9 protein-coding genes are annotated in these 11,614 nt (G+C 70.4%); 8 read left to right on the forward strand and 1 reads right to left on the reverse strand.

What is annotated here, in order from left to right; translation table 11 throughout:
* Window positions 1-112 precede the first annotated feature (112 nt).
* Window positions 113-769, forward strand: coding sequence for a phosphoribosylglycinamide formyltransferase (gene purN / locus KF708C_RS24485; RefSeq protein ID WP_029043323.1), 657 nt, complete (start codon window positions 113-115; stop codon window positions 767-769).
* Entirely contained in the window at window positions 766-2,175 is a 1,410-nt protein-coding gene (locus tag KF708C_RS24490; RefSeq protein ID WP_059413556.1) for an RsmB/NOP family class I SAM-dependent RNA methyltransferase, read from the forward strand. The genes purN and KF708C_RS24490 overlap by 4 nt, the downstream gene beginning before the upstream one ends.
* Before the next feature lie 32 nt (window positions 2,176-2,207).
* Here KF708C_RS24490 and KF708C_RS35895 read toward each other — a convergent pair whose 3' ends face one another.
* Entirely contained in the window at window positions 2,208-2,501 is a 294-nt protein-coding gene (locus tag KF708C_RS35895) for a hypothetical protein (RefSeq protein ID WP_156173936.1), read from the reverse strand.
* A 215-nt stretch (window positions 2,502-2,716) separates the two neighbouring features.
* On the opposite strand from KF708C_RS35895, the gene KF708C_RS24495 reads away from it, so the two are divergent.
* From KF708C_RS24495 to nadC, 6 genes are all read left to right on the forward strand, one after another.
* Window positions 2,717-4,360, forward strand: a complete 1,644-nt coding sequence (locus KF708C_RS24495) for an amino acid adenylation domain-containing protein (protein WP_059413557.1) — start codon at window positions 2,717-2,719, stop codon at window positions 4,358-4,360.
* Window positions 4,361-4,423: 63 nt separating this feature from the next.
* Complete coding sequence (locus KF708C_RS24500) at window positions 4,424-6,193, forward strand: serine aminopeptidase domain-containing protein (RefSeq protein WP_197090419.1); 1,770 nt, start codon at window positions 4,424-4,426, stop codon at window positions 6,191-6,193.
* A gap of 178 nt (window positions 6,194-6,371) precedes the next feature.
* Window positions 6,372-7,775, forward strand: a complete 1,404-nt coding sequence (locus KF708C_RS24505) for a mechanosensitive ion channel family protein (RefSeq protein ID WP_059413559.1) — start codon at window positions 6,372-6,374, stop codon at window positions 7,773-7,775.
* 371 nt (window positions 7,776-8,146) lie between these two features.
* Complete coding sequence (locus KF708C_RS24510) at window positions 8,147-9,337, forward strand: DesA family fatty acid desaturase (protein ID WP_020201708.1); 1,191 nt, start codon at window positions 8,147-8,149, stop codon at window positions 9,335-9,337.
* Window positions 9,338-9,493: 156 nt separating this feature from the next.
* Window positions 9,494-10,645, forward strand: coding sequence for a quinolinate synthase NadA (gene nadA, locus KF708C_RS24515; protein WP_059413560.1), 1,152 nt, complete (start codon window positions 9,494-9,496; stop codon window positions 10,643-10,645).
* A gap of 23 nt (window positions 10,646-10,668) precedes the next feature.
* Window positions 10,669-11,535 carry a carboxylating nicotinate-nucleotide diphosphorylase gene (gene nadC / locus KF708C_RS24520; protein WP_020201706.1) on the forward strand — a complete coding sequence of 289 codons (867 nt, stop codon included), beginning with the start codon at window positions 10,669-10,671 and terminating at the stop codon, window positions 11,533-11,535.
* Window positions 11,536-11,614 lie beyond the last annotated feature (79 nt).

Genomic DNA, 11,614 nt, shown 5'->3' on the forward strand with positions numbered 1-11,614 from the left:
ACGTTGCGCGCAGGCCATGCCATCCGGCCTGCCAGCGGGGGTTTCGCGTGTTTTAAGTGCCTAATGCGCTCGCTTTGGCCGTGTACTGGCCCTGCCTTGGTAGAATTGCGCGATGAAAAATATCGTTATCCTGATTTCAGGGCGTGGCTCCAACATGGAAGCCATCGTCCGCGCGTGTGCCGCCGAGGGCTGGCCGGCGCGCGTGGCGGCCGTCCTGTCCAACCGGCCCGATGCCGAGGGCCTGCAGTTCGCCGCCGACCACGGCGTGCCCACGGGCGTGGTGGACCACACCCGGTATGCCGACCGCGCCACCTTTGACGCGGCCCTGGCCGCCGCCATCGACGCCCACGCCCCCGACGTGGTCGTGCTGGCCGGCTTCATGCGCATCCTGACGCCGGCCTTCGTCGACAAATACGCCGGGCGCATGCTCAATATCCATCCGTCGCTGCTGCCGTGTTTCCCTGGCATGTACACCCATCGCCAGGCCATCGAGGCCGGCGTCAAGGTGCATGGCGCGAGCGTCCATTTCGTCACACCCGAACTCGATCACGGCCCGGTCATCGTCCAGGCCGCGCTCGACGTGCTGCCGGGCGACACGCCCGAAAGCCTGGCCGAGCGCCTGTTGCCGGCCGAACACGCGATCTACCCGCGCGCTGTGCGCTGGTTCGTCGAGGACCGCCTGCGCGTGCATGCCGGCGTGGTCCGCGTCGAACCCCACGAATCCCAGTTGTTTACGGCCTTTGCTGCCGCTACGGAGGTGCAGTCATGAGCCGGAATACCGCAGGGGCGCGCCAGCCCGTCCGCAACAAGCGCAAGGCCACGCCGATCCGCCAGTCCGCGCGCAGCGGCGATCAACGCGACAGCCGCGACGGCCAGGCGCCGCAGCAGGGCCGTGCCGCGCACGGCGGGCTGCATGCCGTGCATATCCAGCACATCGACCGCCTGCTGGGCAAGGTGCTGATGTTCACGCGCCCGTCCGACGTGGTGGTGAGCTACTACTTCCGCGAGAACCCCAAGCTGGGCCACCGCGAGCGCGGCATCATCGCCGAGGCGGTGTTCGCGGTGTTGCGCCGGCGCGTCGAATTCTCGCAGTTCGCCGCCAGCGGCACGGGCACTTCGCAGCGCCGCCTGGCCCTGCTGGGCCTGGCCGCCACGCTCGGCCGCGATGTCCTCACGCCGTTCCTGCTGCCCGAGGAAGGCGAATGGCTGGACCGCCTGACCACCATCGAGCGCTCTAGCCTGGCGCCGCGCGTGCGCGCCAACCTGCCCGAATGGCTGTTCGACGAGCTCGCCGCCCGCCACGACCAGGCCTTCGTCGAAGCGCTCGGCGACGCCTGGCTGCGCCCGGCCCCGCTGGACCTGCGCGCCAACCTGGCCAAGACCTCGCGCGAGGCCGCGCTGGCCGAGCTGGAAGCCGCCGGCCTCAAGGCCGAGCCCACGCCGATGGCGCCCGCCGGCATCCGCCTGGCCGGCAAGCCCGCGCTCAACCAGTTGCCGCTGTTCGTCAACGGCCTGGTCGAGGTGCAGGACGAAGGCAGCCAGCTGCTGTGCAACCTGGTCGCGCCGAAGCGCGGCGAGATGGTGGTCGACTTCTGCGCGGGCGCCGGCGGCAAGACGCTGGCGCTGGGCGCGCTGATGCGCTCCACCGGCCGCCTCTATGCGTTCGACGTGTCCGAGAAGCGCCTGGCCAACCTCAAGCCGCGCCTGGCGCGCAGCGGGCTGTCCAACGTGCATCCGGTGCAGATCGATTCCGAGCACGACGCCAAGATCAAGCGCCTCGCCGGCAAGATCGACCGCGTGCTGGTCGACGCGCCGTGCAGCGGCCTCGGCACGCTGCGGCGCAACCCGGACCTGAAGTGGCGCCAGACGCCGCAGTCGGTGCTGGAGCTGACCGCCAAGCAGGCCTCGATCCTCGAGTCCGCCGCGCGCCTGGTCAAGGTCGGCGGGCGCGTGGTCTATGCCACCTGCAGCGTGCTGGAAGCCGAGAACGAAGGCATCGTGCGCGGGTTCCTGTCCACGCATGCGGGCTTCCGCCTGGTGCCGGCCGCGCAGGTGCTGGCCGAGCAGAAGATCGTGGTGCCGGGCTTGCCGGAAGACGCCGAGATGCTGGCGCTCTATCCGCACCTGCATCAGACCGACGGCTTCTTCGCCGCGGTGCTGGAGCGCGTCAGCTAAGACCGCCGCGGTAAAGCAAGGGGCGCTGCCGGTCAGCGCCCTTTTTTTTTGCGCCCGCTTTCTCGCGGTCGGCGCTGCCGCCGCGAAATCCTGCCCGGACTTCTGCGCCGCCGGCGCAGATCGCGGAAGGCGGCCGGGTCCTCCGGCCCGATCCGGTTGCGCGCTTCGATGCGCTGCGCAGCCGACACGGCAATTGTCTGCGCGCGCGCGCCATCCCGGTGGACTAGGCCTTCTGGCTGACGGGCGGGGATGCGCGGCGCGCCTGCCTTGTGCCGGCGCGGGCTCGCCGCCGCCAGCGTGCGCCGGAACACATCGCCGTCCGCCATTCGCACGGGCTGGCGGACGGCCGGAGTTCAATACATTGAAGCCGCCCCAACTTGTCTTGACATGCGAAGCAACCTACCTTGACAGGACAACGCAGCGCCGGCGAAGGCATCGGCGCGCGGCGGGCGCGGCCCATTCATTCTGGCCGGCGCGATTTCGATGGGAAGCCGCCGTTCCGGCTCGCGCCGCAGCGGCGCGCGGTGATGGGAGGGGGAGGATGCTGCATTCATTTTTCTTCGCGTCCGCGGACAGGCGGCCCGGCGACCACGCCTTGTGGGCCGACGGCCGCTACTACACCTACGAGGAAGTCCGCGCGCGCGCACGCGGCATCAGCATGGCGCTGGCGCCGTTCGCCGGCGGTCCCAATCGCAACTGCATCCTGTTCGCGCACCGCAGCGCGTGCGCCTACGCCGGCCTGCTCGGCGTGCTGGCCGCCGGCATGGCCTACGTGCCGATCCATGCGCGCTTCCCGCCGGCGCGCAACGCCGCCATCATCGCGCGCTCGGGCGCGCGCGTGATGCTGGTCGACCATGTCTGCGCGCCGCAGCTCGCGGCGCTGCTGCCGCTGCTGCCGCCGGACCTGCGCATCGTCATGCTCGACGCGCGGGCGTGGGACGCCGCCGGCGGCAACGCGTGGCCGCCGCCGTCCGCGCCCTTCGTGCACGATGCGCCGGCGGCGTGGCCCGCCGCCGTCGGACCGGACGACCTCGCCTACCTGATCTTCACCTCGGGCACCAGCGGGCCGCCCAAGGGCGTGATGATCCCGCACGGCAGCGCGGTGGCCTACGTCAATGCGCAGATGCGGCGCTATCCCTGCGAGCCCGGCGCGCGCTTCAGCCAGTTCGCCGACCTCACCTTCGATTTCTCGGTGCACGACGTGCACGTCTGCTGGGCCAACGGCGCGTGCCTCTACGTGCCGACGCTGCAGGACCCGCTCTACCTGGCCGGCTTCATCCGCGAGCACCACATCACCCACTGGGCCAGCGTGCCGTCCGTGCTGGCGCTGCTGCAGCAGTTCCGCAAGCTGGCGCCGGGCGCCTTTCCCAGCGTGAAGATGACCCTGATGGGCGGCGAGGCGCTGCCCAAGGGCCTGGCCGAGGCCTGGTCGCGGGCCGCGCCGAACACGCGCATCGTCAACGGCTACGGCCCCACGGAAACCACGGTGATCGTGCTGACCTTCGAGCTCACGCCCGCCTTTCTTGCCGATGCGTCGCGCCCGGTGGTGCCGCTGGGCCGGCCCTACCCGGGCACCGAGGTGGTGGTGGTGGACGAGCATCTCGCGCCGGTGGCGGCCGGCGCGCAGGGCGAACTGCTGATCGGCGGCGCGCAGCTCGCGCGCGGTTATCTGTCGGCGAACCCGCTCGACGGCGAGCGCTTCTTCGCGCGCGCCTATCCGGGGCGCGCCTGCCGCCGCTGGTACCGCACCGGCGACGCGGTGAGCGAATCGCCCGACGGCCTGCTGTACCACGGGCGCATCGACACGCAGGTCAAGATCCGCGGCAACCGCATCGAGCTGCAGGAGATCGAGCAGGTGGTGCAGGCCGCCAGCGGCAGCGCCCAGTGCGCGGTGCTGGCGTGGCCGCTGGACGAGGCCGGCAAGCCGATCGGCCTGGTGGCGTTCGTGCTGGCGCCGGCCGACGAGTCGCTGGGCGAGATGGGCGCGCGCGCGGCGCGCATCCGCCACGCCTGCAAGCAGAGCCTGCCGGTCTACGCGCGGCCCGACCGCATCGTCTGCCTCGACGGCTTTCCCATCAACGTGAACGGCAAGATCGACCGCAATCAGTTGCTGGCGCGCTGCGCGCATCTCGAGGCCGATGCCGACGGCGCGGCGCGCTGCCGCAGCGGCACGGCCGCGGCTTGAGCGCGGCGCGCGATGCGCCCGGGCCGCGCGGCATGGGGCCGCGGGCATGCACGGAGTTCGCCCATGAGGCCTTTGCACTTCGACGGATGTTTCGGCTGGTACCACGCGGCCACGGGCGCGCGCGCGGTCGTGCTGTGCAACGCGGTCGGCCATGAAGCCCTGTGGACCCACGCCGGCCTGGCGCGGCTGGCGGAGCGGCTCGCGGCGCAAGGCGTGCCGGTGCTGCGGTTCGACTATCCCGGCACGGGGGATTCGGCGGATGCGGTGGCCGCGGCGGACCGCGTGGAGGACGGCGCCGGGGCGCCGGCCAACTGCGTCGATGCCTGCGTGGCGTCGATCGGCCAGGCCGGCAACCTGCTGCGGCGCTTGTCCGGCGCGCGCGAGATCGTGCTGCTGGGCGTGCGCGGCGGCGCCGCGCTGGCCGCGCTGGCGGCCGCGCGCCGCGCTGGCGGGCTCGACGTCGCCGGGCTGGCGCTGCTCGCGCCGGTGGCGAGCGGGCGCATGCTGATGCGCGAGATGCGCATGATCGCCCAGACCTGGCGCTCACTGGCGGGGCGCGCGGTGACGGCGGCGGCCGATGCTGCGCCGGTTTCCGCGCCGGCGGGCGCCGACATCCTGGGCATCCACTTCACCGCGGCCGATCTCGAGGCGTTCTCCCGCATCGACCTGTGCGCTGCCGCGAGCGCGCCGGCGCCGCGCGTGTTCATCGCCGGGGCCGGGCCCGATGAGGCGCTGCCCCGGCACTACGCGGCGCTGGGCGCGCAGGTCAGCACCGTGCCGTTTCCCGAGGTGGTCGGCTGGCTGCAGGACCCGCTGCACGGCACGCCGCCCGATGCCACCTTCGCCGCCGTCGCCGGCTGGCTCGCCGGCATGGCGCCGGCCGCCGGCAGGGCCGAAGCGCGGGCGGGGGAGGGCATTGGCGCGGCGGGCGTGGCGCCGTGCCTGCGCGCGGCGGCCTGGGTGGAAACGCCGGTGCGCTTCGGCCAGGGGCTGTTCGGCATGCTGTGCGAGCCGCGCGGCGAATGGCCCGGGCGGCCGGCCGTGCTGATCAACAACGCGGGCGGCACGCACCACGTCGGCGCCGGCCGCGGCGGCGTCATGCTGGCGCGGCGGCTGGCCGAACGCGGCGTGGCGTCGTTGCGCATCGACGTGCGCGGCATCGGCGACGCCAGCATCGGCGCGCAGGCCATCAAGGACGCGGTGCCGGCCGACCCGGAAGGCTATCTCGACGCGATTGCCGCCTGCGACTGGCTGCAGGCCCGCGGCTATGGCGAGGTGGTGGTATTCGGCGTGAGCTACGGCGCCAACGTCGGCCTGCATGCGGCCGGCGCGCATCCCGGCGTGGTGGGCGCGGTGCTGGTCAACCTGCAGCGGCTGCTGCGCCGGGAGACCTTTACCCGCCCGCGCTGGCTGATCCACGGCCGCAGCGCGCCCACGGCGGAAGAGGGCGTGCCCGGCACGGACGCGGCCTCGGTGCTGCCCCGGCCGGCCCCGGCCGAGCAGCAGGAGATCGAGGCCCTGCTGCGCAAGCTCGAGGCGCGCGGCACCGTGCTGCGCCTGCTGTTCGGGCCGGAAGATCCCGGGCCGTACGAGCTGGCGCGTTTCTTCGGGCCGCGGCTCGAAGGCCTGGCCGGGTTCGGCATGCTGCAGATCGAGACCATCGAAGGGCTCGACCACGGCATGCTGAACCCGCCGGGGCGCGCGCGCGTGATCGGCTATTGCGTCGATCTGCTGAGCGGCGCGCTGCATCCCGGCGCGGACCTGCCGGCCCGGCTGCGCCGCGCCGCGCAGCCGTGGCGCGGCATGCCCGGCTGCCGCGGACGGTGCGGCTGAGGCCGGCCGCGCCACGGAGGTGGGTCCAGGAAGTGGGCCCAGGAAGTGGGCCCAGGAAGTGGGCCGCCACGCCGCGGGCGGCTAGAATGGCTGACCTTTCGCGGGTCGGGCGCCGGGCGCCCGTGCCGCCCGCCGGCCGCGCCGCTTGCCGCGCGTGCCTGGCCAGCCACATCCAAGCATGAACCCGAATTCCCTGACCGAACTCCATGTATCGCATCCCGCCTTTGGCCGCATGCTCAACGACCTGATCCTCGATGCCGGCGGCCCCGGCTTCATCTGGCAACTGGCGGTGCTGGCCGGCTGCCTGGCGGTGGCGTGGCCGCTGGCGCGGCTGGTGGTCAAGCGGCTCGAGGCCCGCTACGACGGCTCCAGCTTCGCGCTGCGCTTCGCCGCGACCAGCCTCGAGCGCGCCATGTTCCCGCTGTTCGGCTGGCTGCTGGTGACGGTCGGGCGCTTCGGGCTGGAGCAGCTGATGTCGGTCAGCGTGCTGCGGCTGGCGCTGGTGCCGCTGTCCGGCATCACGTTCCTGTATTTCGCCTTCTACATCCTGCGGCGCGTGCTGTCCGGCAATGGCCAGCTGCAGGGCATGCTGCTGCTGGTGGAGAAGGTGCTGACCACGCTGGTGTGGGCCGGCATGGCGCTGTACGTGCTGGGCCTGCTGTGGGACGTGGTCGGCTGGATGGAGTCGGTGCGCTTTTCCATCGGCGGCAAGCAGAAGATCAACCTCGCCGACACGCTGGCGGGGGTGGTGTGGATCCTGCTCACGGTGCTGGTGGCGATGTGGTTCGGCTCGTGGCTGGAAGAGCGCCTGATGCGCTCGGCCGGGCTGGACAGCAACCTGAAAGTGGTTCTGACCAGACTCTCGAAGGCGCTGCTGCTGCTGGTGTCGCTGCTGCTGAGCCTGTCGCTGGTCGGCATCGACCTGACCGTGCTGTCGGTCTTCGGCGGCGCGCTGGGCGTGGGCCTCGGCCTGGGCTTGCAAAAGATCGCCAGCAACTACATCTCGGGTTTCATCATCCTGCTGGACCACTCGGTCAAGCTCGGCGACCAGATCACGGTGGACAAGTACACCGGCATCGTCTCGCAGATCCGCACGCGCTACACCGTGGTGCGCAACGGCGACGGCGAAACCCTGGTGCCGAACGAGCAACTGGTGGCCCAGGCGGTGCAGAACCATTCGTTCTCGAACACCAATGTGCGCGTGGCCACACGCGTGCAGGCCGACTACGCCGCCGACCCGGAAACGGTGCTGGCGCTGCTGGCAGAAGCGGCGCAGGGCGTGCCGCGCCTGCTGGCCGAGCCCGCGCCGGCGGCATTTCTGGTGGCGTTCGCCGACAATGGCATCGAATACGAGCTGGCCGGCTACATCGCCGACCCGCAGAACGGCAAGCTGGGCGTGCAATCGGCGCTGAACCGGGCGATATGGCGCACGTTCCGCGAACATGGCATCTCGATCCCCTATCCGCAGCGCGAGGTGCGGATGCTCGGCCAGGCGGCGCCGGCGCTGGGCGGGGAAGGCGAGGAAGTAGTTGATAAGACGCTTTTGGCGGCCTCCGCCGCGCGCGAGGGCGGTGCAACATAGGCATTCGCGGGACGTTTGATGCACCTTGCGGAACGTTCCACGTTGCTTACCATCAAATTCGGGGAAAAACGGATGTTCCGTTGATGACGTTCCGGTAGAATTGTCATAGTTGCAGGTTCCGAATTTTCGACCTCCCGCCCCCACACCAGACAGCCGCCAGATTGCAGCGGCTCGTGCCCAGTCCCGCCGGCGGCAGAATCTGCCCAAGGCGCCAGACGCGCATGCCGGGGGCTCCGGCGAGCGCCGGGGTTTCCGGCAGGCGCCCTACGACGCAATCACTGATTTTGCAGTCCTTTTTCTGCACCTGTTTGCGGTCCGCCCTGTCGTGCCGCAATAGCGCAATAGCACCTGTTTAATCGACGGAGAACAGTTTGTTCGACACTATTCTTGACTGGGCCTCGAACGGCCTTGCCAACTGGTCCTGGTGGGAGATCGTCATCTACACGCTGGTGGTGACGCACATCACCATCGCGGGCGTCACCATCTACCTGCACCGCTGCATGGCGCACCGGTCGCTGGATCTGCACCCGATCGCCGCGCATTTCTTCCGCTTCTGGCTGTGGCTGACCACCGGCATGGTCACGAAGGAGTGGACCGCCATCCACCGCAAGCACCACGCCAAGTGCGAGACCGAGGAAGATCCGCACAGCCCGCAGACCCGCGGCATCCGCAAGGTGCTGCTGGAAGGCGCCGAGCTGTACCGCGCCGAGGCCAAGAACCGCGAAACCGTCACCAAGTTCGGTCACGGCACGCCGGACGACTGGGTCGAGCGCAATGTGTACTCGCGCTTCGGCTGGCAGGGCGTGGGCCTGATGCTGATCATCGACGTCGCGCTGTTCGGCGTGATCGGCCTGAGCGTGTGGGCCGTGCAGATGCTGTGGATCCCGATCCACGCCGCCGGCATCATCAACGGCCTGGGCCACTGGTGGGGCTATCGCAACTACGATTGCGAGGACGCCTCGACCAACGTGTCGCCGTGGGGCCTGATCATCGGCGGCGAAGAGCTGCACAACAACCACCATACCTACCCGACCTCGGCCAAGTTCTCGATCAAGTGGTACGAGTTCGACGTGGGCTGGGGCTACATCCGCGCCATGCAGGCGGTCGGCCTGGCCAAGGTCAAGAAGACCCCGCCTAAGGCGCGCCTGGTGGAAGCCCGCCCGGTGGACCACAACACGCTGGAAGCCATCATCGCCAACCGCTACGACGTGATGGCGCGCTATGCCAAGGCCGTCAAGAGCGCGTACAAGCAGGAACTGGAAAAGCTCAAGGAAGCCCGCGTGGCCGAGTACAGCAGCTTCAAGCCGGCGCGCAAGTGGTTCCACCGCGAGGAAGGCAAGCTGGCCGACCCGCAGCGCAAGCAGCTCGCGAACATCGTCGAGCAGAACAAGTCGCTGCATACCTTCGTGGAAATGCGCCGCGAGCTGGCCGCGATCTGGGGCCGCTCCAACCTGACGCGCGAGCAGTTGCTGCAGCAGCTGCAGGCCTGGTGCCACCGCGCCGAGGCCAGCGGCATCCAGGCCCTGCACGATTTCTCGCTGCGCCTGCGCCGCTACGCGTAAGGCCAGGCCCGTGGCGGGCCGCGGCCCGATCCGGCGCGGCCTGTTACAATGCACTGCGCCCGAAAGCCCCGCCCCTGGCGGGGCTTTTGTTTTCGCTAAACTCCCCCATGTCAGGGCCAGCAGCGAGGCACGCGGCGGCCAAGAGGAGTATCGGAGATGACCCCACAAACGATCAAGACCGTCGAGTTCGAGAAACCGAACCTCTCGGCGGTGTCCCCCGAGGGCGTGAGCTGCGTCGCCCACGCCTGGGCAAAAGTGCCGCCGGTGCTGTCCGCGCCGGAGCGCGACGCGCTCAAGGAGCGCATCAGGGCACTGCTCAAGGCCCGCGACGCGGTGCTGGTCGCCCACTATTACGTGGACGCCGACCTGCAGGACCTGGCCGAGGAAACCGGCGGCTGCGTGTCCGACTCGCTCGAGATGGCGCGCTTCGGCCGCGATCACCCGGCCAAGACGCTGGTGGTCGCCGGCGTGCGCTTCATGGGCGAGACCGCCAAGATCCTGAGCCCCGAAAAGACCGTGCTGATGCCGGACCTCGACGCGACCTGCTCGCTCGACCTGGGCTGCCCGGCCGACGAATTCACCGCGTTCTGCGACGCGCATCCCGACCGCACCGTGGTGGTCTACGCCAACACCAGCGCCGCCGTGAAGGCGCGCGCGGACTGGATGGTGACGTCCAGCATCGGCCTGAAGATCGTCGAGCACCTGCATGCCCAGGGCAAGAAGATCCTGTGGGCGCCCGACAAGCATCTCGGCAGCTACATCCAGAAGCAGACCGGCGCCGACATGCTGCTGTGGCAGGGCTCGTGCCTGGTGCACGACGAGTTCAAGGGCATCGAACTGGACCTGCTGCGCCGCGAATTCCCCAAGGCCAAGATCCTGGTGCACCCGGAGTCGCCGGCCCACGTGGTCGAGCAGGCCGACGTGGTCGGCTCCACCTCGCAACTGATCGCGGCGGCGGTGGCGCTGGACGCCGAGGAGTTCATCGTCGCCACCGACAACGGCATCCTGCACAAGATGCGCATGGCCGCGCCGGGCAAGCGCTTCATCGAGGCGCCCACGGCCGGCAACAGCGCCACCTGCAAGAGCTGCGCGCACTGCCCGTGGATGGCCATGAACGCGCTGACCAACCTGGCCGAGGTGCTCGAGCGCGGCCACAACGAAATCCACGTCGACGCGCAGATCGGCCGCCAGGCCGTGACCTGCATCGACCGCATGCTCGATTTCGCCGCGCGGCAGAAGGCCAATGTGCGCCCGCGCGGGGATCTCGCCGCGGAGCAGGCGCTGTTCAAGGGCATCGGCCCGGCATGAGTGACAGGAGCAAGGCAGGCAGCATGAGCATCAACAACCCGATTTTCGACAGTTTCGGCCCCGCGCTCGCCGAGGCGCTGCAGGCCAACGTGCGCGCGGCCATCGCCGAGGACGTCGGCAGCGGCGACCTCACCGGCCTGCTGGTGCCGGCGGACAAGCGCGCGCAGGCGCGCGTGATCGTGCGCGAAGAGGCCGTGCTGTGCGGCCAGCCGTGGTTCGAGGCGTGCATGCGCGCCGTCGACCCGGCGCTGGAAGTGCGCTGGCTGCAGGCCGAGGGCGCGCGCATGGCGCCCGATTCCGCGGTGTGCGAGATCGCCGGCCCGGCGCGCACGCTGCTGACCGCGGAGCGCCCGTCGCTGAATTTCCTGCAGCTGCTGTCCGGCGTGGCCACCGCCACGCGGCGCTACGCCGACCTCATCGCAGGCACCCGCGCGCGCGTGCTGGACACGCGCAAGACCCTGCCCGGGCTGCGCCTGGCGCAGAAGTACGCGGTGCGCGTCGGCGGCGGCGAGAACCAGCGCCTCGCGCTCTACGACGGCATCCTGATCAAGGAGAACCACATCGCGGCGGCCGGCAGCATCACCGCGGCGATGCGGGCCGCGCAGGCGCTCGAGACCGGCGTGTCGGTGCAGGTGGAAGTGGAGACCCTGGCCGAGCTCGAAGAAGCGCTGGCCGCCGGCGCGAAGTCGATCCTGATCGACAACTTCACCGTGCCGATGATGCACGACGCCGTGCGCATCAACGCAGGGCGCGCGCTGCTGGAAGTGTCGGGCGGGGTCAACGCGGACACCATCCGCGTGTTCGCCGAGACCGGCGTGGACCGGATCTCGGTGGGCGCGCTGACCAAGGATGTGCGCGCCACCGACTACTCGCTGAGGATCTCAGCCTAGCGCGGCGCAGCCGCGCTCCGTTCTCACTCTCTCCCCCGGCCCCTCTCCCGCAAGCGGGAGAGGGGAGCAAATCCCAAGA

The organism is Cupriavidus basilensis, assembly GCF_000876015.1.
In the GTDB taxonomy this organism is placed as follows: domain Bacteria; phylum Pseudomonadota; class Gammaproteobacteria; order Burkholderiales; family Burkholderiaceae; genus Cupriavidus; species Cupriavidus basilensis_B.

Bases quoted from the DNA above. Each gene is read 5' to 3' on its own strand.
- nadA (WP_059413560.1), top strand. From the start codon at position 9,494: ATGACCCCACAAACGATCAAGACCGTCGAGTTCGAGAAACCGAACCTC.
- KF708C_RS24505 (WP_059413559.1), top strand. From the start codon at position 6,372: ATGAACCCGAATTCCCTGACCGAACTCCATGTATCGCATCCCGCCTTT.
- nadC (WP_020201706.1), top strand. From the start codon at position 10,669: ATGAGCATCAACAACCCGATTTTCGACAGTTTCGGCCCCGCGCTCGCC.
- KF708C_RS35895 (WP_156173936.1), bottom strand. From the start codon at position 2,501: ATGGCGGACGGCGATGTGTTCCGGCGCACGCTGGCGGCGGCGAGCCCG.
- purN (WP_029043323.1), top strand. From the start codon at position 113: ATGAAAAATATCGTTATCCTGATTTCAGGGCGTGGCTCCAACATGGAA.
- KF708C_RS24490 (WP_059413556.1), top strand. From the start codon at position 766: ATGAGCCGGAATACCGCAGGGGCGCGCCAGCCCGTCCGCAACAAGCGC.
- KF708C_RS24495 (WP_059413557.1), top strand. From the start codon at position 2,717: ATGCTGCATTCATTTTTCTTCGCGTCCGCGGACAGGCGGCCCGGCGAC.
- KF708C_RS24500 (WP_197090419.1), top strand. From the start codon at position 4,424: ATGAGGCCTTTGCACTTCGACGGATGTTTCGGCTGGTACCACGCGGCC.